General features: G+C 64.7%; 24 protein-coding genes. 11 read left to right on the top strand and 13 right to left on the bottom strand.

Annotated features, from left to right (window positions below; genetic code table 11):
- Positions 1 to 2: 2 nt before the first annotated feature.
- The 3 genes from FIV09_RS10540 to FIV09_RS10530 form a co-directional block, all read right to left on the bottom strand.
- The gene (locus FIV09_RS10540) at positions 3 to 839 is read right to left on the bottom strand and encodes a DUF1206 domain-containing protein (RefSeq protein ID WP_152449903.1); all 837 of its coding nucleotides are present in this window, start codon (positions 837 to 839) and stop codon (positions 3 to 5) included.
- A gap of 85 nt (positions 840 to 924) precedes the next feature.
- Positions 925 to 1,428 (bottom strand): DUF6446 family protein, encoded by a 504-nt coding sequence (locus FIV09_RS10535; RefSeq protein ID WP_152449902.1) that lies wholly within the window; start codon positions 1,426 to 1,428, stop codon positions 925 to 927.
- Positions 1,425 to 2,354 carry a glycine--tRNA ligase subunit alpha gene (locus tag FIV09_RS10530; RefSeq protein ID WP_152449901.1) on the bottom strand — a complete coding sequence of 310 codons (930 nt, stop codon included), beginning with the start codon at positions 2,352 to 2,354 and terminating at the stop codon, positions 1,425 to 1,427. Before FIV09_RS10530 ends, FIV09_RS10535 begins: the two co-directional genes overlap by 4 nt.
- Before the next feature lie 149 nt (positions 2,355 to 2,503).
- On the opposite strand from FIV09_RS10530, the gene FIV09_RS10525 reads away from it, so the two are divergent.
- Positions 2,504 to 4,240 (top strand): serine protease, encoded by a 1,737-nt coding sequence (locus FIV09_RS10525; RefSeq protein ID WP_152449900.1) that lies wholly within the window; start codon positions 2,504 to 2,506, stop codon positions 4,238 to 4,240.
- A gap of 75 nt (positions 4,241 to 4,315) precedes the next feature.
- Here FIV09_RS10525 and FIV09_RS10520 read toward each other — a convergent pair whose 3' ends face one another.
- Entirely contained in the window at positions 4,316 to 5,245 is a 930-nt protein-coding gene (locus FIV09_RS10520; RefSeq protein ID WP_254702204.1) for a DMT family transporter, read from the bottom strand.
- A 266-nt stretch (positions 5,246 to 5,511) separates the two neighbouring features.
- Between FIV09_RS10520 and FIV09_RS20395 the strand changes: the two genes are divergently transcribed.
- Positions 5,512 to 5,667 (top strand): hypothetical protein, encoded by a 156-nt coding sequence (locus FIV09_RS20395; protein WP_172975684.1) that lies wholly within the window; start codon positions 5,512 to 5,514, stop codon positions 5,665 to 5,667.
- Between the two features lie 138 nt (positions 5,668 to 5,805).
- Complete coding sequence (locus FIV09_RS10515; protein ID WP_152449899.1) at positions 5,806 to 6,582, top strand: hypothetical protein; 777 nt, start codon at positions 5,806 to 5,808, stop codon at positions 6,580 to 6,582.
- Positions 6,583 to 6,796: 214 nt separating this feature from the next.
- Here FIV09_RS10515 and FIV09_RS10510 read toward each other — a convergent pair whose 3' ends face one another.
- Both FIV09_RS10510 and ilvC read right to left on the bottom strand, forming a co-directional pair.
- Positions 6,797 to 7,201, bottom strand: coding sequence for a hypothetical protein (locus FIV09_RS10510; RefSeq protein WP_152455444.1), 405 nt, complete (start codon positions 7,199 to 7,201; stop codon positions 6,797 to 6,799).
- A gap of 347 nt (positions 7,202 to 7,548) precedes the next feature.
- Positions 7,549 to 8,571, bottom strand: a complete 1,023-nt coding sequence (gene ilvC, locus FIV09_RS10505) for a ketol-acid reductoisomerase (protein WP_152449897.1) — start codon at positions 8,569 to 8,571, stop codon at positions 7,549 to 7,551.
- A 133-nt stretch (positions 8,572 to 8,704) separates the two neighbouring features.
- Between ilvC and FIV09_RS10500 the strand changes: the two genes are divergently transcribed.
- Both FIV09_RS10500 and FIV09_RS10495 read left to right on the top strand, forming a co-directional pair.
- On the top strand, positions 8,705 to 9,160 hold the full coding sequence (locus FIV09_RS10500; RefSeq protein WP_152449896.1) for an Lrp/AsnC family transcriptional regulator: 456 nt from the start codon (positions 8,705 to 8,707) through the stop codon (positions 9,158 to 9,160).
- A 121-nt stretch (positions 9,161 to 9,281) separates the two neighbouring features.
- Positions 9,282 to 9,740 carry an Lrp/AsnC family transcriptional regulator gene (locus FIV09_RS10495; RefSeq protein ID WP_152449895.1) on the top strand — a complete coding sequence of 153 codons (459 nt, stop codon included), beginning with the start codon at positions 9,282 to 9,284 and terminating at the stop codon, positions 9,738 to 9,740.
- Between the two features lie 110 nt (positions 9,741 to 9,850).
- Here FIV09_RS10495 and FIV09_RS10490 read toward each other — a convergent pair whose 3' ends face one another.
- Positions 9,851 to 10,642 (bottom strand): ABC transporter permease, encoded by a 792-nt coding sequence (locus FIV09_RS10490; protein WP_152449894.1) that lies wholly within the window; start codon positions 10,640 to 10,642, stop codon positions 9,851 to 9,853.
- Positions 10,639 to 11,385 carry an ABC transporter ATP-binding protein gene (locus tag FIV09_RS10485; RefSeq protein WP_152449893.1) on the bottom strand — a complete coding sequence of 249 codons (747 nt, stop codon included), beginning with the start codon at positions 11,383 to 11,385 and terminating at the stop codon, positions 10,639 to 10,641. The genes FIV09_RS10490 and FIV09_RS10485 overlap by 4 nt, the downstream gene beginning before the upstream one ends.
- A 147-nt stretch (positions 11,386 to 11,532) precedes the next feature.
- Between FIV09_RS10485 and FIV09_RS10480 the strand changes: the two genes are divergently transcribed.
- The 5 genes from FIV09_RS10480 (at position 11,533) to FIV09_RS10460 (ending at position 16,664) form a co-directional block, all read left to right on the top strand.
- Positions 11,533 to 12,054, top strand: a complete 522-nt coding sequence (locus FIV09_RS10480) for a CoxG family protein (RefSeq protein ID WP_152449892.1) — start codon at positions 11,533 to 11,535, stop codon at positions 12,052 to 12,054.
- A gap of 76 nt (positions 12,055 to 12,130) precedes the next feature.
- A complete protein-coding gene (locus FIV09_RS10475; protein WP_152449891.1) occupies positions 12,131 to 12,616 on the top strand; it encodes a (2Fe-2S)-binding protein in 486 nt (161 codons plus the stop codon).
- 82 nt (positions 12,617 to 12,698) lie between these two features.
- Positions 12,699 to 15,071: a xanthine dehydrogenase family protein molybdopterin-binding subunit gene (locus FIV09_RS10470; RefSeq protein WP_152449890.1), complete on the top strand. Its 2,373-nt coding sequence runs from the start codon at positions 12,699 to 12,701 to the stop codon at positions 15,069 to 15,071.
- Positions 15,072 to 15,207: 136 nt separating this feature from the next.
- Positions 15,208 to 16,002 (top strand): xanthine dehydrogenase family protein subunit M, encoded by a 795-nt coding sequence (locus FIV09_RS10465; protein ID WP_152449889.1) that lies wholly within the window; start codon positions 15,208 to 15,210, stop codon positions 16,000 to 16,002.
- Between the two features lie 149 nt (positions 16,003 to 16,151).
- The gene (locus tag FIV09_RS10460) at positions 16,152 to 16,664 is read left to right on the top strand and encodes a hypothetical protein (RefSeq protein ID WP_152449888.1); all 513 of its coding nucleotides are present in this window, start codon (positions 16,152 to 16,154) and stop codon (positions 16,662 to 16,664) included.
- Positions 16,665 to 16,673: 9 nt separating this feature from the next.
- Here FIV09_RS10460 and FIV09_RS10455 read toward each other — a convergent pair whose 3' ends face one another.
- The 5 genes from FIV09_RS10455 to dctP all read right to left on the bottom strand — a co-directional run bounded on the left by FIV09_RS10455 (position 16,674) and on the right by dctP (position 22,402).
- The gene (locus FIV09_RS10455; protein WP_152449887.1) at positions 16,674 to 18,185 is read right to left on the bottom strand and encodes a malonyl-CoA synthase; all 1,512 of its coding nucleotides are present in this window, start codon (positions 18,183 to 18,185) and stop codon (positions 16,674 to 16,676) included.
- 23 nt (positions 18,186 to 18,208) lie between these two features.
- Positions 18,209 to 19,453 (bottom strand): malonyl-CoA decarboxylase, encoded by a 1,245-nt coding sequence (locus FIV09_RS10450; protein WP_152449886.1) that lies wholly within the window; start codon positions 19,451 to 19,453, stop codon positions 18,209 to 18,211.
- A complete protein-coding gene (locus FIV09_RS10445) occupies positions 19,450 to 20,766 on the bottom strand; it encodes a TRAP transporter large permease (protein ID WP_152449885.1) in 1,317 nt (438 codons plus the stop codon). The genes FIV09_RS10450 and FIV09_RS10445 overlap by 4 nt, the downstream gene beginning before the upstream one ends.
- Positions 20,766 to 21,317: a TRAP transporter small permease gene (locus FIV09_RS10440; RefSeq protein WP_152449884.1), complete on the bottom strand. Its 552-nt coding sequence runs from the start codon at positions 21,315 to 21,317 to the stop codon at positions 20,766 to 20,768. The genes FIV09_RS10445 and FIV09_RS10440 overlap by 1 nt, the downstream gene beginning before the upstream one ends.
- 104 nt (positions 21,318 to 21,421) lie before the next feature.
- Positions 21,422 to 22,402, bottom strand: a complete 981-nt coding sequence (gene dctP, locus FIV09_RS10435; RefSeq protein WP_152449883.1) for a TRAP transporter substrate-binding protein DctP — start codon at positions 22,400 to 22,402, stop codon at positions 21,422 to 21,424.
- Positions 22,403 to 22,530: 128 nt separating this feature from the next.
- Here dctP and FIV09_RS10430 point away from each other — a divergent pair, with 128 nt between their 5' ends.
- Entirely contained in the window at positions 22,531 to 23,187 is a 657-nt protein-coding gene (locus FIV09_RS10430) for a GntR family transcriptional regulator (protein ID WP_152449882.1), read from the top strand.
- Positions 23,188 to 23,212 lie beyond the last annotated feature (25 nt).

Raw genomic sequence — 23,212 nt, 5'->3', positions numbered from 1 at the left:
GGTCATGTCTGGGCCTTGGCCTTTTGCATCGCGCGGCTCGCCAGGGTTTCCACGTCCGGGCCGTCGCGGGCGGGAAGGACGCGGAAGCGCGCCTCGATCACGTTTTCGACCGCGAAGGCCAGAAGGCCCAGGCCCGCAAACCCCAGAAGCACGCGGCCGTAGGGCGCCGCACCGATCTCGCGCAGCGCATCGCCCATGCTGCCCGAATTATCCGCGTCATAGGTCAGCGCGGACAGGGCGAGAAGCCCGCCAATGACACCGATCAGCACGCCTTCCGAGACAATGCCGATGCGCAGCACGGGTTTCAGCCGCTCAGTCAGCGGCGTGACGCGGATGTGCTTCTTGTAGGCCTCCGTCCAGCCCTTGTAGATGTAGTAAAGGCCTGCACCGAAGACGGCGATGGCCAACGCGAGAAGCAACCAGCGCCCGAAGGGCAGGGCCAGGACATCCTGTGTCCAGCTACCACCCGCCTCGTCGCTTTCGGGAACAAGGTCCAGCGCAGAGGCGCCCAGGAATGCATGCAAGGCGCCGGTGACCAGCAGGCCGCCGCGGGCGAAGAGGCCCGAGGCATCGTCGCCCCTGCGTTCCAGATCGAGGGCTGCGGCCACGAAACGCCACACGGAATAGCAAAACAGTCCAAGCGCCACGATCCAGATCAGCACGATGCCAAAGGGCGCGCCTTGCAGCGAGCCAATGGCTCCTTCCGTGCCTTCCGCGACACCGCCCCAGATGGCGGCGCTGAGCGCCAATGCGCCGACGATGGAATAGGTGGCCGCGCGGGCGGAATAGCCAAGTCGCATGACCGGAACGACCCAGGCCGGGGCTTTGGAGGTCTGCATCGTCAGGGTCCTTTCCGCGCGCTTGTGTCACAGTAAAGCGCGCGGGCGGCCCGACTTGTTCCCGAAAGCTCAGTTTTCCGAAAGTTCAGTCGCGGGCCGGACAATCATCCCCGAGCGGCGTGCCGTCATAGGCCTTGTCGCCGCATTCGTTGATCTCCTGCCAGACATAGCCGCGCCCGTCTTCGGTGAGGGCGACGACGCGATCCACGCCGAACTCGATATTGCGGGCCATGGTGAAGACCTGCGCGGTGCCTGCCTCCATCTCGGCGGCGATGGCCTCGGCGTCGAAGCAATCGAACCAGAACGGCGCGTTGCGCGGTGCCGCGCCCGGATAGGGTTGGGCGGTCACGGTCTCGGGGCGCGCGTCGGTGTCGAAACAGGCGCGGAAGCGGATGGGGGAGCTGTCCGCGTCGATCCCCTCATAGCCGCTGACGGGCAGGGTGACGGGCGCGTCGTCGGGGCCGAGAAGGGTGATCTCGGTCTCGGGCGCGACCTCCTCGTAATAGGCGTAGACCTGCAGGTAATACATCGCGGCGCCGCCGATTAACGCCGAGACCAGGATCAGGATGACAAGGACCTTGCCGGTCATGCCGCCTGTCCCGTCGCGGCGGGGGTGGTCACGAAGGCATCGGCGCACATCTTGGCGAGCGCGCGCACCCGGCCGATATAGGCCTGCCGCTCGGTGACGGAGATGACGCCGCGCGCATCCAGAAGGTTGAAGAGGTGGCTGGCCTTGATGCACTGGTCATAGGCGGGATGGGCCATGACGATGCGGCGGTGCATCTTCGGGTCTTCCTCGGGCGCCTCCAGCAGGCGCGCGCATTCGGCCTCCGCATCCTCGAAATGGCGCAAAAGCATCTCGGTCGTGGCATGATCGAAATTGTGGCGGCTGTATTCTTCCTCCGTCTGGCGGAAGATGTCGCCATAGCTCAGCGGGATGGGCGAGGCAGGATCGTTGAAGGGCATGTCCATCACGTGATCGATGCCCAGCACGTACATGGCCAGCCGTTCGAGCCCGTAGGTCAGCTCGCCCGAGACCGGCGCGCAATCATGCCCGCCGACCTGCTGGAAATAGGTGAACTGACTGACTTCCATGCCGTCACACCAGACCTCCCAGCCAAGCCCCCAGGCGCCCAGCGTCGGACTTTCCCAATCGTCCTCGACAAAGCGCACGTCGTGCAGGGCGAGGTCGATCCCGATGGCCTCGAGCGATCCCAGATAAAGCGCCTGCAGATCGGGCGGGGAGGGTTTGATGATGACCTGGTACTGGTAGTAATGCTGAAGCCGGTTCGGGTTCTCGCCGTAGCGGCCATCGGTCGGGCGGCGCGAGGGCTGCACATAGGCCGCGGCCCAGGGCTGGCTGCCCAGCGCGCGCAGCGTCGTCGCGGGATGGAACGTGCCCGCACCCACTTCCATGTCGTAAGGCTGCAGGACCGCGCAGCCCTTCGAGGCCCAGTAGGCCTGAAGCCGCAAAATGATCTCCTGGAAGCTTTTCGGTGTGTCGACTGCGTCCATTTCGGCCCCTCCGGCTGGTTGGCGCTTGATTATGACGCCACAACCCGAGGGTCAATTGCAGCGCTGACCAATAATTGACGTGCGGGGGCCTTGCGTTTTGCTAGGAAGGTGCGACGACATTTCGCAACGATCGAGGGATTTTAGACGACATGACACGCTCCGTTCTGATGGCAGGCAGTGCGCTTTGGCTTCTCGCCGGTGCTGCCGCGGCTCAAGAGGCCCATTTCATTCAGATCGAGGCGCATCCAGCCCTCGCTGTGGCCGAGAACCGGGCGCGCGCCTTTGCCACGCAATTGCCCGATGTGAACGGCTTTTCGCTGGGGGCGGGCTGGTACGGTATCGCGCTTGGTCCTTACGACGAGGAGGAGGCGAACCGCCTGCGGCTGCAATTGCGCCGCGAAGGTCGGATCCCGTCGGACAGCTATGTCGAGGAGGCGGAGGAATACGCGCAGCGCTTCTTCCCCGTGGGCGCTGGCGCGATCCGTCAGCCCGCGCCGTCGGATCCCGCCGAGGAGGCCACGCCAGAGGCCGAGGAGGTGGTCGCCGAAGTTGCCCCTCAGCCCGAACCCGACGAGACCGTGTCCCAAGCCCGCCGGTCGGAGGCACGCCTCTCGCGCGATGAGCGCGCGCGCCTTCAGGTCGCCCTGCAATGGGCAGGCTTCTACCAGGGCCGGATCGACGCCGCCTTCGGCCGCGGCACCCGCGGCTCCATGGCGGGCTGGCAGGAGGCCAATGGCTTCGCGGTCACGGGCGTGCTGACCACCCGCCAGCGTGCGGAGCTTCTGCGCCAGTACAATGCCGTGCTCGACGGGTTGGAGATCACCCGCGTCTCCGACCGGCGCGCCGGGATCGAGATGGAGATGCCGCTCGGCGTCGTGGATTACGCCCGTGTCGAGGCGCCGTTCGTGCATTATGACGCCACCGGCGATCTGGCCGCGCGCGTGCTTCTGATCTCGCAGCCGGGCGACGCTCAGACCCTGGCCGGGCTCTACGAGATCATGCAGACGCTGGAAATCGTGCCCCTGAACGGGGATCGCGAACGCCGCCGCGACAGCTTCACCCTGACCGGAGAGAATGCCCGCATCGTCAGCCACACGGAAGCGCGCCTCGAGAACGGCGCGATCAAGGGCTTCACCCTGATCTGGCCCGCAGGCGACGAGGAGCGGCGCACGCGCCTTCTGGCGCTCATGCGCGACAGCTTCACGCCGCTTGACGGTGTCGTTCTGGACCCCGCCAGCCTTTCGGGCGACGCGCAGGCGATCGATCTGGTCTCGGGCCTGCAGGTGCGCCAGCCCAAGGTCGTGGCATCGGGCTTTTTCGTCGATCCGCGGGGGCGGGTGCTGACCTCCGCCGCGGCGGTTGAGGAATGCGGCCGCATCACCCTCGACGAGACCACCGAGGCCGAGGTCGTGGCCGTCTCCGATGGGGTTGCGCTCTTGGCGCCCTCGACGCCGCTTGCGCCGCGCGAAGTGGCGGTTTTCCGGGCCGACACCCCGCGCCTGCAATCCGAAGTGGCCGTGGCGGGCTTCTCCTATGGCGGCGTGCTGGGCGCGCCGACGCTGAATTTCGGCCGTCTTGCGGACCTTAAGGGCCTCAACGGCGAGCCGGGCATGGCGCGCCTCGAAGTGGCGGCCAATCCCGGGGATGCGGGCGGGCCGGTCTTCGATGGCGGCGGGTCGGTCGTGGGCATGTTGGTCTCCGCCGAAGCGGACGGTCAGCAATTGCCGGACGGGGTGAGTTTCGCCACCGCCTCCGAACGTCTGATCGCGATGTCCGCGGATGCCGGCGTGCAGATCGCCACCGGGCAGGGCGATGCCTTCATGGCGCCCGAAGACCTGACGGAGGTGGCGCGGGCGATGACGGTGCTGGTCAGCTGCTGGGAGTGATCCCAGCCCGGCGCGCGTTGCGCCTCATCCGCCGGAAAGTCGATTGCGCCCGGTGATACCGCGCGTTCCGCGCCCCTAGCGGGCGGCGCGGAACAGACGGGAAAGCTTGCCCCATTGGCTCACGAAGACGCCTGACAGGATCAGGACCAATGCGACCACCAGCGAGAGGCCCGCAGGCTCGTTCAGGAACACGATGCCAAGGCAGACCGACCAGACCGGCACCTGGTAATTCACGAGGCTCATGAAGACGGGGCCTGCCGTACGAATGACCAGCACACGCAGCAGATTGGCCCCCGCCGTGGGCACCAGACCCAGTAGCGCCAGCCAGAACAGCGTCTCACCCTGCGGAAGCGGCGGCGGGCCTTCGACGACCCAGGCAAAGGGAATGATCGCCGCGCAACCCGCCAGAAGCGGCACCGCCGCCAAGCCGATCGGATCCATCGGCGGCAATCGGCGCATTATCACCGAGGCTGAGGCGTAGCAGCCCGCCGCACCGAGGCAGGCAAGACGGCCCAGGGGCTCCAGCGGGTCGCCCGTTGCCGCGAAGGCGGAGGGGCCGATCAGGATGACGACGCCGACGAACCCCGTCAGGAACCCGAGCGTCCGGCGGAGCGTCATGCGTTCGCCGGGCAGGAAGATATGCGCGAGCGGCAGCACGATCAGGGCCACCGCTGCCATGGACACCCCGGCAAAACCGGAGGTCACGCGCACTTGTCCCCAGGAAAGAAGCAAGAAGGGCAGGGCGGAGTTGAACACGCCAACGATGCCGAGGATCGGCCAGGGCCGTGCTTCTGTCAGGAACAGACGGCCGCCGAGAGCCTGCCATATAGCTGCGGTCAGGAGCGACGCGAAGCCGATCCGGTAGGCCGCGAGCCAGGCGGGCGTAATCCCTTCCAGTGCGAGCTCGATCACGAGGAACGTAGCACCCCAGATCAGACCCAGCAGGGCGATCATCGCAAAGGATTTGCCCGTGATTTCGGGCACGGGCGTCGATGCCGGTTGCATAAAACCTCATCACTTATCGAAAACTGCACAGGTTTAGGGCATCGCCCCGCTTTCCCGCCACCTAGCATCGCGCTACTGTGTCGTCCATCCAACCTGAGGAGAGAGAGTCATGGACGCGTTTTTCATTCTGCCCGTTTTCATCCTTCTGGGTCTGCTTGGCTGGTGCGTCTACCAGCTGAAGGACTAACGGTCGCACCCCGGGAACGCATCACGTGTCTGCGGTGTTTGCCTGTCAATCACCGCAACGAAACCGAAGGAGTGTTCCCATGACTGCATCGTTTCTCGTGCCGCTTCTGGCGCTCTTCACCCTGCTGGCCGTGACCGTGATGGGCATCATCGGCAAGTTCGAAATCGAGCAGAAGCGCAAGGATCCGAACGATCCCAAATCCGCGCTGGCCGCCGACGGCCCGTCGCACGGCTGATCGCGCCGTATCCATCGAACACATCTGAGGCGCCTCCGGTCTTCCGGGGGCGTTTTTTTTTGAGCATGAAAAATGCGTTATTTGAAACGCGCCATCGCGATTACGCTCGAAGGATTTCAATCTTCGAGGTTCAAAGCCATGATATTTCGTACCCTCTTTTTCATCCTTGCCGGACTTGGCCTTTCAAAAACGCTCTCGGCTGCGCCAAGCGGCTTTTCCGATCATCGTTTCAACGGGCGCGACCCCGTGCATGCAGGCGGTGTGACGACATTTCACGTCAAGGCCGGCGATTGCAGCTCCATCAAATATGGCGATGGCCGGGGCGAGAGCGATTGCTTCAACGGAAACCTGAGATCCCGGATCGCCTACAAGAAAACCGCGCGGCTCGGGGACAGCGTGCAATATGCCATGGAGATCCGCATTCCCAGGAACCTTCGTTACGGCGGTGGGCCAAACCGTCGATCGCTCCTCGAACTGGCCGAATGGCAGCGGCTCGACACGATCAAGAACCATATCCACCAATTGCATCTCGACTCGGCAAAGGGGCTGACATTCGACGATGCGGTCTGCCTTCGCCCTGCCGATTTCGGGAATTGGGCGCGCGTTGTCGTGCAGGTGCGCTGGTCGATGGAGGCCGACGGAATCCTGCAGGTGAGGTGCAACGACAGGTTGGTGGTCAGTCGGGCGGGTCGAACCGCCATTCCGCCGGATTGCGGCGCGCCCGGAATCTATCAATGCGAGCCCGCGCTGCAGGAGCCGCGCAAGCCGATCCAGTTCCAGGCGGGGATCCTGTTTCGCGGCTACGGTCCCGGGTTGCAGGCTGAGGGGATCAGCGCACGGGGGCGGGTGCCTCCGCCCGAGGGCTTCACCGTGGAGATGCGCAACATCAAGGTCTCCCGGATCCGCTTCAAGTAGGCGTCAAACACGACAAAACGTGCCGAGCGGGGCCCGGTCGGCTTGTGGGCTGCGGGATGGCCAGCCGTGCCCTTGGCGGTCTGGTCGTAAGGCCCCGGTGCCGGGGCTCGATCCCAAAAAAATCAAAGGCTTGCCGATGTCGCGTCGGCAAGCCTTTTTGTTTGGGGCGCGTCGGTTCTGTGTCGGCGCTTGGCCCCGACGCTGAGGTCTGCTTCTAGATGATGCCGCAGCGCGACTGCGCGGTTCGGATCGCCGCTGACGACCCTGCAAGCGACACCCGGCCGTAGACCACATTGCCGTCCCCTGAAATCGTCGCCGTGTTGCCTGCGCGCAGGGCTGCCAGAAGCTGACCGTCCTTGCGCACGGGCGCTGCCACGCCGCGATCGCGCGTCTTGACGCGCACCGGCACGGACCGGCTGTCGACGGTCATGGTCAATTGTCCGTCCGAGACCCGGCGCTGCTCGATATTCGGGCCCGAGAAGAAAAGGAGGCTGCCGCGGCCCGGAAAGCACATGAAGGACATGCGCAACCGGCCGTCGGAAGAGACGACAAAGGCGACATGCCCGTTGCGCCCCATGGTGGTGTTGCCCCAGCTGCGCGCGACCTGTGCCGGGGTCACGGACGGTCCGCTGTCAGACTGTTGCTCTGCCGCGCAGGCCGGACCGCAGCCGGGCGCTGGGGCGTTCTGACCGGCCGCGTAGGCCGCAGCGGCGGATGTCAGGACGAACAGAAAGGATAAAAAAGAAGATCGCATCTCAAAGTCTCCTTGGAACAGGCAGGCGCAACGGCCAGCGAAAAATCAATGTGTCGATGCGAGCATGGTGGTGGCTGCGCTGTCAAGAAGCGAGCCGCGGAAGGAGACGGTGTTCCGAGACAGGCATGCGCGACCTCGTCGCCCCATGCGCAAAGAAAAACCCCCGGCGCCAAGGCCGGGGGTCCGTGATGTTCCAACGGGATGCGCTGGCGTCAGTTCTTGGCCTTGTCGACCATCTTGCCGGCCGAGATCCAAGGCATCATGCCGCGCAGGGTCTCGCCGACCTGCTCGATCTGGTGCTCGTCGTTCAAGCGGCGAGTCGCCTTGAACATCGGCTGGCCGACGCTGTTTTCCTGCATGAAGTCCCGCACGAAGCGGCCGGTCTGGATGTCGGTCAGCACGTCCTTCATGCGCTTCTTGGTCTCCTCGTAGGGCAGGATGCGCGGGCCGGAGACGTATTCGCCGTATTCGGCGGTGTTGGAGATCGAGTAGTTCATGTTGGCGATGCCGCCTTCATAGATCAGGTCGACGATCAGCTTCACCTCGTGCAGGCACTCGAAATAGGCCATTTCGGGCTCGTAACCGGCCTCGACCAGCGTCTCGAAGCCCATGCGGATGAGCTCGACGAGACCGCCGCAAAGCACGGCTTGCTCGCCGAAGAGGTCGGTTTCGCATTCCTCGCGGAAGTTGGTCTCGATGATGCCCGAACGGCCGCCGCCGATCGCCGAGCAATACGACAGGCCAAGCTCAAGCGCCTTGCCAGAGGCATCATTGTGCACCGCCACGAGGCAGGGCACGCCGCCGCCCTTGGTGTATTCGCCGCGCACGGTGTGGCCGGGGCCCTTGGGGGCCATCATGATGACGTCGACGCCGGGCTTGGGCTCGATCAGGCCGAAATGCACGTTGAGGCCGTGGGCGAAGGCGATCGCGGCCCCTTCGCGCAGGTTGTCATGGACGTACTTCTTGTAGGTCTCGGCCTGCAGCTCGTCGGGCATGGTGAACATGATCAGGTCGCACCAGGCCGCGGCTTCGGCGATGCCCATGACCTTGAGGCCTTCGCCCTCGGCCTTGGCGGCGGAGGCGGAGCCTTCGCGGAGGGCGACGACGACGTTCTTGGCACCCGAATCGCGCAGGTTCAGCGCATGGGCGTGGCCCTGGCTGCCATAGCCCAGAATGGCGACCTTCTTGTCCTTGATGAGATTGATGTCGCAGTCACGATCGTAATAGACGCGCATGTCCGGCGCTCCCTTGCTTGGTTATCCTGTCGGGCAATCTAGGGATTCTATGCTGAGAGTGTTTGCGTTTTTCCGGAATATTCGGATATCGGATGGATTATCATTCGTGCTTGCGGATTAATGTGGGGAAATCATGCTTGACGATACGGATCGGCGTATCTTGCGCCAGTACCAAGCGGCGCCGGATCTTTCGGGGCAGGACCTGGCGGAGCGGGCGGGTGTGACCGCGACCACATTGGCGCGCAGGCTGGAGCGGATGCGCGCCGAGGGCGTTTTGCGCGGTACTCGCGCGGTCATCGACTGGGCCGCACTCGGCTACGCGGTCGAAGTGTCCTTGCGGGTCACCCTGGACAAATCGCAGCCGCAGGCCTTCGAGGATTTCGCCGCGGCGGCGCGCGCCGTGCCCGAGGTGCTGGAGATCCAGACCTTTCTGGGGCAGGTCGATGTGCGGCTGTCGGTCATCGCGCGGGATCTTGCGCATTACCAATTGCTCTATCGTGAGAAGCTGCTGGCGCTGCCGCATATCACCGATCTGGAGGCGCTCATGCATATAGCCCGGGTGAAATACGACGAGAGCCTTCCGCTGTGAGATCGAGATTTTTAGATAAAAATCTCGGGCTGGAAGACGGTGTTCCGCAGATGCGTCGAGGTTGGACTGCGGGCGCGGCCGGTTGCGGATTTTTAGATAAAAATCCGGGGAAGGGGTGGAGATGACAGCGCTCGACGACATCGACCGTGCGATCCTGCGCGCCTTGAGCGACGAGGCCGATCTCTCCGCCGGTGCGCTTGGTCGGAAGCTCGGGCTGTCGCAGCCCGCCTCTTGGCGGCGCGTCAAGCGGCTGCGCGAGGCGGGTGTAATTCGGGGCGCGCGGCTGGATCTCGATGCCGAAAAACTCGGATTTGGCGTGACGGTCTTCTTGGGTGTGAAGATCGGCACGAAGGGGCAGGCGAGCCTTGGTGCGTTCGAACGCGCGGTGTCGGCGATCCCCGAGGTCCAGACTGTCGAGCATGTGCTGGGCATGTATGATTACCGCTTGCGCGTCGTGGCGCGGGACCTGCCGGATTTCGAGCGTGTTCTCAGGCGAAGGATCATGACGCTGCCGGGGGTCGCATCGCTTGATGCCAATGTTCTGCTGTCAGAGGAACGGCGGCCCGGCCCCATCGGCTGATCCGGGCCCGAGGCCCGGGCAAGGGCGCTGCCCTCGCGCTCCCGGAGGTATTTCCGGTCCGGGCGTGACAAGGGCGCGGTTCTGTCACCCGGATGTGGGACGCGCAGATGTCAGCCTTTCCGGCGGATCAGGCCACGGGCGGGGTCATAGCCCCAAAGCGCGAGGGCTGCGAAGAGGGCAAAGGCCAGCGCGGTCCAGAAGGCGGCGGGCGCGTTCCATTCGAGATACAGCGCGAAGCGGATCATCTCCACCGCATGGGTGAAGGGATTGACCGCGCAGATATCGCGCAGGAGCTCGGAGCTTTCGGCCATCTTCCACAGTGGGTAGAGCGCCGAGGAGAGAAAGAACATCGGGAAGATCACGAAGTTCATCACACCCGCGAAATTCTCCAGCTGCTTGATGAGCGAGGAAAGCGCGAGCCCCAGCGCGCCCAGCATCAGCCCCGCTAGTATCAGCGCGGGCAAGGCTGCAACATAGCCCCAAAGCGGCAGAACGATATCGAAGGCGGCGGCGATCGCGAGGAACGCATAGACCTGAACCAGCGAGATCAGCGTCGCGCCTGTGAGCTTGCAAAAGAGCAGGTACCAGCGTGGCAGGGGGGCCGTCAGCAAGAGCCGCATGGAGCCGGTTTCGCGGTCATGCACGAGGCTCAGCGCGCTTTGCATGCCGTTGAAGAGCAGGATCATGCCGCAGAGGCCCGGCACGATATAGGTCTCGTAGGTGATGTAGGTCTGGTAGGGCGGCAGGATCGAGAGGCCCAAGGCCGCGCGAAAGCCCGCGGCGAAGACCAGAAGCCAGACCAGCGGACGGACGAGGGCCGCCAGAAACCGCTCGCGCTGATGTACGAAGCGCAGCGCTTCGCGCCACGCAATGGCGCGTAGAGCGAGGATCCAGGCGCTCATCCGGGATGGCCCGCAGGCACGCCGTCGGGCGTATCGGTCATGGACAGGAAGCGCGCCTTCAGGGGCTGATCGCCGCGGATCGCGCTTGCCTCGCCATCGGCGATGACGCGTCCTTCATGCAGCACGATGAGCCGGTCGCTGTCCCGGACTTCATCGGTCAGATGCGTCGCCCACAGGACCGTCAGGCCATCCTCGGCGCAGAGCGCGTGGACGTGATCCGTGATCGCCTCACGTGCCGCGGCATCCAGTCCGACGGTGGCCTCGTCCAGCAGTAGCACGTCTGGCTTGTGCACGAGCGCGCGGGCAATCTCCGTGCGGCGGCGGTGCCCGCCATTGAGATCGCGCGCCTTCTCGCCTGCGCGCTCTGCAATCCCCAGCTTGTCGAGTGCCGCGTCGATCCGCAGGGCCGCCGCGCGCCCCGATAGCCCATGCAGAGCCGCGAAATAGCGCAGGTTCTGCCGGATCGTCAGATCGAGATCGAGGGTCGGGCTTTGGAACACCACGCCCATCTGGGCAAGGGCCGCGCGCGGATTGCGCGACATGTCCTGTCCGGCGATCCGGATCGTGCCCGATGGTGCGGAAAAAAGCCCGGTCAGCAGCGCAAACAGCGTCGACTTGCCTGCCCCGTTGGGCCCCAAAAGGGCCGCGAAGCGTCCGGGCGCCACGGAAAAGCCCACCCCGTCCAGGGCCTGGCGCGTGCTGAACCGGTAGTCGATCCCGTCGATTTGCAATCCGCCTGTCATGCCGCTCCGCCATTGATGTCAAACGAAGCCTAGCGGCGGGCCGCGTGGCGTGAAAGCATGGGCGGGTCGCCAGGGTGTCGGCAAAAGGTCCTATATCGGAGGGCTCGACCCCTGCCTAACCTGCCGCCAAGAGAGAGGACATATTCCATGAAGATGAGCGATTCCCGTGAAGTGGCCGCCCCCCGAGAGGTGGTCTGGGCCGCGATCCTGAACCCCGACGTTCTGAAGGAATGCGTGCCGGGCTGTACCGAGATGTCGGGCAATCCCGATGATGGGTTCGAGGCCACCGTGGTCCAGAAGGTCGGCCCTGTGAAAGCTACGTTCAAAGGCGCCGTCACCGTGTCCGAGCGCGATGAACCCAACAGCCTGAAGCTTTCAGGCGAGGGCAAGGGCGGGGCTGCGGGCTTTGCCAAGGGCGGCGCGACCGTCACGCTGGAGGAGAGTGGCGAGGGCACCAAGCTCAGCTACGACGTGGAGGCCAATGTGGGCGGCAAGCTCGCGCAGCTGGGCTCGCGCATCATCGATGGCTTCGCCAAGAAGATGGCGGATCAGTTCTTCACCCGGTTGCAGGAAGCCATCGAAGGTCCCGCCGATCCCGATGCGGCCCCCGAGGCCGAGGAAACGCCCGGCGAGAAGAAAAAAGGCTGGTTCAAGCGCGCCATTTCCTGAACCATCACATGAGGGATAACACCCGCCGCGCCGGGGATGCGCGATGGGCAAGACAAGACATCCAAGGGAGGATTTCATGACCAAAGTATCCATGACCGTGAACGGCAAGACCGTCTCGGGCGAGGTCGAGGGGCGCACGCTTCTCGTCAATTTCCTGCGCGACGACCTGCAGCTCACCGGCACCCATGTGGGCTGCGACACCAGCCAGTGCGGGGCCTGCGTGGTGCACGTGAACGGCGAGGCGGTGAAGGCCTGCACCATGTTTGCCGCCGAAGCGGACGGCGCGGAGGTCGCCACGATCGAGGGGCAGGCCAACAATGACGGCTCGCTCAACGTCATTCAGCAGGCGTTCCAGGACTATCACGGGCTGCAATGCGGCTTCTGCACGCCGGGCATGGTGATGTCGGCAGCAGCGCTTCTGAAGGAAAACCCCAAGCCCAGCGAGGCCGAGGTGCGCGACTACCTCGAGGGCAATATCTGCCGCTGCACGGGCTATCACAACATTGTCCGCGCGATCATGGCCGCATCCGGTCAGGACGTGCCCGCGGTCGCCGCGGAATAAAAACAACAGGGCGGCGCGCGCATAATCGTGCGCCGGAGGATTGTATGGCGGGGGTGATCCCGCCGCCTAAGGGAGGACTACCATGCCCAAGGATCATGGCATCGGCGCCAGCACGAAGCGACGCGAAGACCTGCGCTTTCTGACGGGCGTCGGCAATTACACCGACGACATCAACATCCACGGCCAGGCGCATGTCTATTTCCTGCGTTCGGACGTGGCGCATGCGACCATCAACGGCATCGACACCGGGGCCGCCGAGACGATGCCCGGTGTCGTGCGCATCTTCACCGGCAAGGATTTCGAGGGCGTGGGCGGTCTGCCCTGCGGCTGGCAGGTGACCGACAAGCATGGCCAGCCCATGAAGGAGCCGGCACATCCCGTCATCGCCCAAGGCAAGATCCGCCATGTGGGCGAGATCGTGGCCGCGGTCGTGGCCGACAGCCTGGAGATGGCGCGCGATGCCGCCGAAGCCATCGAGCTCGACCTTGCGGAGCTTCCGGCCGTCGTCGACATGAAGGACGCCGTGCAATCCGGCGCCACGAAGGTGCATGACGATCTCGACGACAACCTCTGCTACGATTGGGGCTTCGTCGAAGAAAACAAGGCTGCGACCGACAAGGCCTTCGAGGAGGCCGCGCATGTCACCACGCTGGAGCTGGTGAACAACCGCCTCGTCGCCAACCCGATGGAGCCGCGCGTCGCCGTGGGCGATTATTCCAAGGCCAACGACGAATCCACGCTCTACACCACCTCGCAGAACCCGCATGTGATCCGGCTTCTGATGGGGGCGTTCGTTCTCGGCATCCCCGAGCACAAGCTGCGCGTCGTGGCGCCCGATGTGGGCGGCGGCTTCGGCACGAAGATTTTCCACTACGCGGAAGAGGCCTTCTGCACTTTCGCGGCCCGTCAGCTGCGTCGTGCCGTGAAGTGGACCTCCTCGCGCTCCGAGGCGTTCATTTCGGACGCCCATGGCCGGGACCACGTCACCAAGATCGAACTGGCGCTCGACAAGGACAACAACTTCACTGCCGTCCGCACTGAGACGTACGCGAATATGGGCGCTTACCTGTCCACCTTCGCGCCGTCCGTGCCCACATGGCTGCACGGCACGCTGATGGCGGGCAATTACAAGACGCCGCTCGTCTATGTGAACGTGAAGGCCGTCTTCACCAACACCGTGCCGGTCGATGCTTATCGCGGGGCAGGTCGTCCCGAGGCGACGTTCCAGCTGGAGCGCGTGATCGACAAGGCCGCGCGCGAACTGGGCGTCGACCCGATCAAGCTGCGCCGTCAGAACTTCATCACGACCTTCCCCTACGCGACGCCGGTCGCCGTGGAATATGACACGGGCGATTACAACGCCACGATGGACAAGATGGAAGAGCTGATGGACCTCTCGGGCTTCGAGGCGCGCCGCAAGGCGTCAGAGGCCAAGGGCAAGCTGCGCGGTCTGGGCGTGAACTGTTTCATCGAGGCCTGCGGCATCGCGCCGTCGAACCTCGTGGGGCAGTTGGGTGCGCGCGCAGGTCTTTACGAAAGCGCGACCGTCCGGGTGAATGCCACGGGCTCGATCTCGGTCATGACCGGCTCGCACAGCCACGGGCAAGGGCACGAGACGGCCTTCCCGCAGGTGATCGCCGAGATGCTGGGCATCCCCGAAGATCAGATCGACATCGTGCACGGCGACACCGCCAACACGCCGATGGGCATGGGCACCTATGGCTCGCGCTCCATCGCGGTGGGCGGCTCGGCCATGGTGCGGGCGACCGAGAAGATCATCAACAAGGCCAAGAAGATCGCCTCGCATCTTCTCGAGGCCTCCGAAGGCGATATCGAGCTGAAGGATGGCGCCTTCACCGTCGCGGGCACCGACAAGTCGGTGGCCTGGGGGGATGTGACGCTGGCCGCTTACGTGCCGCACAACTACCCGCTCGAGGATCTGGAGCCGGGCCTCGAAGAGACCGCCTTCTACGATCCGTCGAACTTCACCTATCCCGCGGGCGCCTATGCCTGCGAGGTGGAGCTTGATCCCGAAACGGGCCATGTGCGGATCGAGAAGTTCGTCTCCGCGGATGATTTCGGCAATGTCATCAACCCGATGATCGTCGAGGGCCAGGTCCATGGCGGCATCGCGCAAGGCATCGGTCAGGCACTTCTGGAGAATTGTTCCTACGACGAGAACGGCCAGCTTCTGAGCGCCTCCTACATGGACTACGCAATGCCGCGGGCGGATGTGATCCCGAACCTCGACAGCTACATCGTCGATCACTCGTGCCAGACGCCCTGCACGCACAACCCCTTGGGTGTGAAGGGCTGCGGTGAGGCGGGCGCCATCGGCTCCCCGCCGACGGTGATCAACGCGATCGTCGATGCGCTGCAATCCGGAGGGCACAAGGTCGACCATATCGACATGCCCGCCACGCCCGGTCGCGTCTGGCAGGCGATGCAGGGCTGATGTCGCGCTTTTGACAAAGGTTGGGGGGCGCGGCCCCACCGCCATTATCCTCGGATCAATGGCGCAAGGCAGTGTCCCCCCGGAGGTATTTTTGGTCCGAACGTGAACAGACGCGGCGGACTAGGAGGAGAAGACAATGTACAATTTCGACATGGTACGCCCGAGTTCCATCGACGAGGCGGTCAAGGCCCTGGCCGAGGAAGAGGCGCAGCCCCTCAGCGGCGGGCAGACGCTGATCCCGACGCTGAAGCAGCGCCTCGCCATGCCCTCGAAACTGGTGAGCCTGACGGCGATCGCCGAGATGAAGGGCGTCTGCAAGACCGATGACGGCGCGCTGGCCATCGGCGGCGGCACCAATCACGCCACCGTGGCGAAGGAGGCGGCGTCCGATTTCCCGGGCCTTGCGGACCTCGCGGCCAATATCGGCGACCCGGCGGTGCGCAATCGCGGCACGATCGGCGGCAGCCTTGCCAATAACGACCCCTCGGCCTGCTATCCGGCCGCAGCCCTTGGCACGGGCGCCACGATCAAGACCAACAGCCGCGAGATCGCGGCGGATGACTACTTCCAGGGCATGTTCGCCACAGCCCTGGATGAGGGCGAGATCATCACCGAGGTCCGTCTGCCGATCCCCGACGCCTCGAACTACCAGAAGTTCGAACAGCCCGCATCGCGCTTCGCCCTCGTGGGTGTGTTCGTCGCAAAATACGCCGATGGCGTGCGCGTCGCGGTCACGGGCGCGTCGAATGATGGCGTCTTCCGCTGGTCGGAGGCCGAGGCGGCGTTGTCCTCGGACTTCTCTGCCTCTGCGGTGGATGGTCTGTCGGCACCGGACGGGTCGGGGATGATCGCCGACCTTCACGGCTCGGGCGATTACCGCGCGCATCTGGTGAAGGTCCTGACCAAGCGGGCAGTCGCTGCGGCGAAATAACCGCGCCGGTCCCGCTTTTCGACATGTCCCCGGTCGCGCAACGACCGGGGATTTTTCTTGTCCGGGGGGCTGCTCATGGACCTTTCACGCGTCGGCCTGTGGTGCGATAGAGCCAGGGCGCGCGCTTGCGCGGGGCAGCGGAGGGACCGATGGCCGATCCTGACAACGACCAGAGCCTGCATTTCCTCGAACTGACGCTCGCCGAGGCGCAGGCGACCGTCCGCGCCTACGACACCAAGGCGCAGATCGTGGGCATCGGCTACACCTTCACGCTGAACATCGTGGCGCGGGTCTCGGACGCGTTCCCGAAAGCCGAAAGCGAGGCGCTGTGGTCCGCGCTCGTCTTCTGGGGCATCGTCATGTTGCCGCTGGTCTTGTTCGGCCTCGTGTTGTTTCCAACCCGCAAGATCGCCCCGCAGGTGGCAGGCGCGACGGATCTCGAACTGCGCCGCACGCTTTACGTGGAGACCGCGCGCTATCCCAGCGTCGAGGCGCTTGAGAAGGCGGCGCGCGCGAGTAACTGGATGCACGAGATCGCGTTTGAATGCCTCAAGGTCTCGCGCCTGCGCGAGTTGAAGCGCACGCGGTTCATCCGGGCGCTGGTGGCGACCGGTGTGTCGCTCGCCACGCTTTGTGCGCTGCAGATCGGGATGCTGGTCTGACCGCGCGGGTCACGCGAAGAGATCACCATATTCCTCGCGCAGGGCGTTCTTCTGCACCTTGCCCATCGTGTTGCGCGGCAGCTCCTGGGCCGTGAACAGCCGCCGGATATGCTTGAACCGCGCAAGGCCCGCATTGGCCTTCTCTTGCAGCGCCGCGAGGTCCAGCTCCGCGCCCGCCTCGGGTACCACGACCGCCACCACCGTCTCGCCGAAATCCGCATGCGGCACGCCGATCACCGCGCTTTCGCGCACGCCCGGCATGTCGTCGAGCACGATCTCGATCTCCTTTGGGTAGATGTTGTAGCCGCCCGAAATGATCAGGTCCTTGGAGCGCCCGACGATCTGCACGTAGCCGTCTTCGTCGATCCGGCCCAGATCGCCGGTCAGGAAGAAGCCGTTTTCGCGCAGCTCGGCGGCGGTCTTCTCGGGCATGCGCCAATAGCCCTTGAAGACATTGGGGCCACGCACCTCGATCTGACCCGTTTCACCCTGCGGCAGTTCCTCGCCCGTCTCGGGGTTGGTGATGCGCAGCTCCACACCGGGCAGGGGGAAGCCCACCGTGCCCGCGCGGCGTTCCCCGTCATAGGGGTTCGAGGTGTTCATGTTGGTCTCGGTCATGCCGTAGCGTTCGAGGATGCGATGCCCGGTGCGGGCCTCGAAGCTTTTGTGCGTCTCGGCCAGAAGCGGCGCGCTGCCCGACACGAAAAGCCGCATGTCGCCCGTCAGATCGCCGGTGAAGCGCGCATCGTCCAGAAGGCGGGTATAGAAGGTCGGCACGCCCATCATCGTGGTGGCCTTGGGCATCAGTTCGATCATCGCGTCGAGGTCGAATTTCGGCAGGAAGATCATCGCGCTGCCCGCGGTCAGCGTCACGTTCGTGGCCACGAATAGGCCGTGCGTGTGGAAGATGGGCAGGGCATGCAGCAGCACATCCTCCTCGGTAAAGCGCCACAGCTTTGCAAGCGTTGCGGCGTTCGACAGAAGGTTGGCTTGCGTCAGCATCGCGCCCTTCGACCGGCCCGTCGTGCCAGAGGTATAGAGGAAGGCAGCGAGGTCATCTTCTGTCCGCTCCGCGGTTTCGAAGCTGTCGGGTTGCCCAGTCGCGGCCTCCATCAGGCTGCCCGAGCCGTCGGCGTTCAGCGTCATCAGATGCGCGCCCAGCCGCTCGGCGAGCGGTGCAAGCTCTGCCTCCTTGCGGCCATCGCAGACCAGCATCGCGGCACCGCTGTCTTCCACGAAATAGGCCAGATCGTCCTGCGTATAGGCAGTGTTGAGCGGCAGGAAGACGATGCCCGCCTGCGCGCAAGCGGCATAGAGCGCCAGTGCCTCCGCGGATTTCTCGATCTGGGCGGCCAGCCTGTCGCCCGGCTTTAGCCCCGACGTCTTGAGCGCCCCCGCGATCCGTGCGGACTGCGCGAGGAAATCGGCATAGCTGAGCGTGCCGCCATCGGCAAAATGCAGAAACGTGGCGTCCTTGCCTGCATGGCGCCCGAAGAGTGTGTCATAGAGTGGGTTCGGCATGTCCCGGTCCCCTTGTGATTGCTTTACGCGTTGGTTTTGGCCGCCTGCGCGGCGAGGGATCGAACGGCGCTCGATGCGGCGATATCTCCGGCCGAGGCAAAGCGTTCGTGGTTCTGGCTGAACTTCGACAGGTCGTAGAGGTAATTCACCATCGCGCCGCCCGATTGCGCCATCCCGTTTTCGGACGTGTCGGCACCGCCATGGACCTGATGCAGGATCGCGCCGTTGCCGAGATGGAAGCGCGCGACCGGATCGACCGGCATCTTGTTGGGGCGCTTGGCCTCCAGAAGGTACCGCGCGGCAAGACGGCGCATGGCCTCGGGATCGGTGGTGTCGGGCGTCAGCCCTTCTGCTGCCAGCCAGCGCATGAGCCCCGGAATGGGCGAGAGCGTGACGAAGGTCCTGAGGCCGGGCAGGTCCCGCGCGAGATCCGCGGCAACCTGCTTGATCAGCGAATTGCCGAAGGAGATGCTCGCGAGCCCCGCCTGACAATTCGAGATCGAGTAGAAGACCGCCGTATCCGCGCTGGTCGGGTCGAGCGGGTCGGCACCGCTATCGAGAAGCGCCTGCACCGATCCCGGAATGCCCTTGGTCAGCGCAATCTCGACGAAGATCAGCGGCTCATCGGGCATGGCCGGGTGGAAGAAGGCGAAACAGCGCCGGTCCTCGGGCTCCAGCCTGCGGCGCAGCTCGCTCCAGGAGCCGATGGCATGCACGGCCTCGTATTCGATGATCTTCTGCAGGATATGCGCGGGGCTTTCCCAGGAGATCGGTTTCAGCACCAGAAAGCCGCGATTGAACCAGCTCGCGAAGAGGTGCCGGAAATCGAGATCGAGCGCCATCAGCGCATCTTCGTCGCGCCCGAGCCGCAGAAGGTCCGCACGCATCCGCACCAGCGTCGTCGTGGCGCCGGGCACCATGTTCAGCCGTCGAATGAGTTCCTGCCGGGGCGGCTCGGAGGCCTCCATATAGGCGCGGTAACTGTCCCGCGCGGGCTGCGCCTCATAGGCATCGAGCGCCTTGCGCAGGCGCGCAGGCTCGATGTTCAGATCGTCCGCCAGATGCCGGAAGAAACCCAGCCGTCCCGCATCGTCGAGTGCTGCGTAGCGATCGAGGATATCGCCCGCTGTCGTCAGCACCGACACCTCGTCCGACGCCCCGATCAGGGCGCCGGTCAGCTTTTCCATCGGCGCATCCGCCCCGGGGCCGCCGCGCCGCGACCTGTTCCGCTCGAAGGCGGTGGTCAGAAGATCGGCAAGCAGGCTCATATCCCGGCGCCCATGACCGCATCGGGCAGCCATGTGGCAAGACCCGGGAAGATGCACAGCAGGATGATCGCCACGATCATGCAGGCCACGTAGGGCAGGGAGCCGCGCAGGATCGTCTTCAACGATATATCCGGCGCGATCCCGTTGATGACATACAGGTTCAGGCCCACCGGCGGCGAAATGAGGCCGATCTCCATGTTGATCGTCAGCACCACCGCGAACCAGATCGGATCGAAGCCCGCCGTGGTGATGATCGGCAAGAGGATCGGTGCGGCCATCAGGATCACGGCCACGGGCGGCAGGAAGAAGCCCGCGATCAGCAGGAAGACATTCACGGCGCCCATCAGCACCCAGCGGTTCACCTCAAGCGTACCGATCCATTGCGCGATGGATTGCGTGATGAAGAGCGAGGACAGCATGTAGGAGAACACGCCGGCCGCCGCGATGATGAACAGGATCATCACCGACTCGCGGGTCGAGTCGCGCAGCACCACCCACAAATCCTTGGGGTTCCAGAGCTTGTAGATCACCATCGCGATCAGCAGGCAGAGAAGCGCGCCCACGGCCGCCGTCTCGGACGGTGTCGCGATGCCGCCATACATGGCGTAGAGCACGCCCAGGATGATGGCGAGGAAGGGCAGCACGCGCGGCAGGATCTCGACCTTCTGGCGCCAAGTATAGCTGCCCGCGGTCAGAACCTGCGCATTGCCCGAGCGCCATGTGGAATAGAGCGACCAGGCCATGAAGAGCCCGACCAGCATCGCGCCGGGGATGACGCCCGCCAGGAAAAGTCGCCCGATCGAGGTCTCGGTCGCGATGCCGTAAACGATCATGGTGACGGAGGGCGGGATCAGGATGCCCAGCGTGCCGCCCGCCGCGATGGAGCCGGAGGCCACTTCGTCGGGATAGCCGCGGCGGCGCATTTCGGGGATGCCCATCTTGCCGATGGCCGCACAGGTGGCGGGCGATGAGCCCGACATCGCCGAGAAGAGCGCACAGGCCCCGAGGTTGGAGACGACGAGCCCGCCGGGGACGCGGGTGAGCCAACGCTCCAGCGCCTCATAGAGGTCCGCGCCCGCCCTTGTTGAGGCGATGGACGCGCCCATGATGATGAACATCGGGATCGAAAGGAGTGCGAAATTGTTGAGCTTGCCGAACAGGATCTCCGGCATCAGCTCAAGCGAGCGCACGCCGTCGAAGATGATCAGGAAGCCCGCCGAGACGATCAGCAACCCGACCGCGACAGAGACGCCCGAGAACAGAACGACGATGGTGGCAATGGCGACGATTGCGCCCAGAAGCAGCGGATCCATTATTCGTCCTCCAGTCCGAAGGGCTTGTCGACGCCGATGAGCAGGGCGTAGAGGTCAGCAATGAGTTGCAAGAGGAACAGCGCAAGCCCGATGGGCAGGGCGATATAGGGCTTCCAAAGCAGGACACCCCAGACCGTGTCCGACCGCCAGCCGCGCTCCCACGCGATGTGCCACCATTCGAACCCGTACCACAGCATCACCGCAATGATGATGATCGACACGGACAGCATCAGGATGGCCATGCCCTTGCGCGCGCCCTTGGGCAGGGCGATGGGAATCAGATCCACGTTCACATGTCCGCGCAGCCGCTGCACGTAAGGCAGGCCGATCAGGGTGGCCGCGATCATCAGGTAGATCACCGCCTCGGTCTGCCACACGGTCGAGCCGTTCAGCACGAAGCGAATGAAGATCATCTGACAGGTGATGGCGACCGCCGCGACGATCATCGCCGCCGACGTCCAGCCCGCCAATGTGGACAGCGCAGCGACGGCCCGCAGGAACGGGTTCCCGCCCGTCTGCGCCTTCGCATAGGTAACAGATCCGCCCGCCATGGTGGTGACCCCTCCCGTTTGTTTTTTGTCTTGCTTTATAGCTATGGGCCGGGGGCGCAGGGCCCCCGGCATCGGGCCGGGTCAGACCCGGCCATGATGTCGGATCACTCGACCGACAGCGCCATGTCCAGAAGCTCCTGGCCGCCCGGCGTCTCGTCGACGAAGGCCTTGTAGGAGGTTTCCTGCGCCAGCGCGCGCCAGGCGTTGAACTCTTCCTCGGTCATCGCGGCGATCTCGACGCCCGCTTCCGCGAAGATCTCGGCGCTTTCGCCGTCCTGCTTCTTGGCCTCTTCGAGGTAGAAGGCTTCGGCCTTGGCCGCGCCATCCATCAGCGCCTGCTGCTGCTCTTCGGTCAGCCCGTCGAAGGTCGACTTGTTGATGAGAAGCGGCTGATACATGAACCACAGCGCGTAATCGCCCGCGGGCGTGTAGCAGGCGACCTGCTCGTAGATGCGGTAGCTCACGAAGGACGAGGACGAGGTGTTCGCCGCATCGAGAACGCCGGTCTGCATCGCGTTGTAGATCTCGGACGACGCCATTGAGGCGATGGAGGCGCCGGCACCCGCCAGCATCTGCTCGAAGGCCTTGCCCGCCGCGCGGGTCTGCAGACCGTCGATATCCTCGGGCGCGGTGATGCAGCCATCCTTGCCCGCGAAACCGCCCGCGAGATAGCCATGGACGAGGACCATCACGTCATCCTCGGCCATCTTCTCCTCGATCGCCTCCATGAAGGGGCTTTCGTTGAGACGCGCGGCATGGTCGTGGTTCTTCACGAGGCCCGGCATCAGCGTGAGGTTGTAGGCGGGCTGCTGGCCGCCCGCATAGGACAGGGGCAGAACCGTCATGTCGAGCTGACCGCGCGACAGGGGCGTATATTGCTCGCGCGCCTTGAACAGCGACTGCGTGGGGAAAATGCGGATCTCGAGGTCGACATCGGCGGCGGCGACTTCGTCGGCCACGATCTTGGCGACCTGGTGGCGCACATCCGTTTCGGACCATTGATGCGACAGGCGCAGATCGGTTGCGTTGGCCGACAGCGAACCCGCCATCAGCGCGACCAATGCGGTTGCGATGGTTGTTTTCATAAATCCCTCCCTTGGAATGCCCTGTTGACGCTGGGGCACCATGTGTCCCGATTGCATGGCTTGTCAACATTCTTGTATGCAAGAACGTCAGTCTTGCGCACGCAATTGCCTCGCGCTAGGCTCCGCTAATGGACAGGAACCTTTCAGATGACGTGGCCGACCAGCTTGAAACGCTGATCCTGGAAGGGGCCATCGAACAGGGCGCCCGCCTCGACGAGACGCGTCTGGCGGAGCGGTTCTCGGTCTCGCGCACGCCCATCCGCGAGGCGTTGCAGCGCCTGACCAATTCGGGCCTTGTGGAGCATCGTCCGCGCCGGGGCGCCTTTGTGCGCCAGCCCGATGCGGTGGAGCTTGTGCAGATGTTCGAATTCATGGGCGAGATGGAGGGCACGGCCGGGCGCCTCGCGGCCCTGCGCATCTCCGATGCCGCCCTCGAGACGCTGGCGCGGATCAACGCCCGTTGCAACGATGCGGTCGCGGCAGGCGACAGCGATCTCTACTATTCCGAGAACGAGACGTTCCATGCCGCGATCTACAGCCAATCGGGCAATGCCTTCGTGGAGGCGGAATGCCTGCGGATGCAGCGCCGGTTGCGCCCCTACCGGCGGATGCAGCTGCGCTTTCGCGGGCGTCTCAAGCAATCAATGGATGAGCATGAGCGGATCGTGGCCGCGCTGGCCGCAGGCGACGGGGATGAGGCCGCGCGACTTCTGCGGGCGCATGTCTCCGTGCAGGGCGAGAAGTTCCACGCGCTGATGGCCAGCATGCGGCTCGCCGCCGAATAGCGCACAATCGCCAGTCTCTGCCGAT

Source organism: Roseivivax sp. THAF197b (assembly GCF_009363255.1).
Taxonomy (GTDB): Bacteria; Pseudomonadota; Alphaproteobacteria; order Rhodobacterales; family Rhodobacteraceae; genus Roseivivax.
Note: the sequence above shows the minus strand (reverse complement) of the source record. Positions and strands in the feature narration are given on the sequence as shown.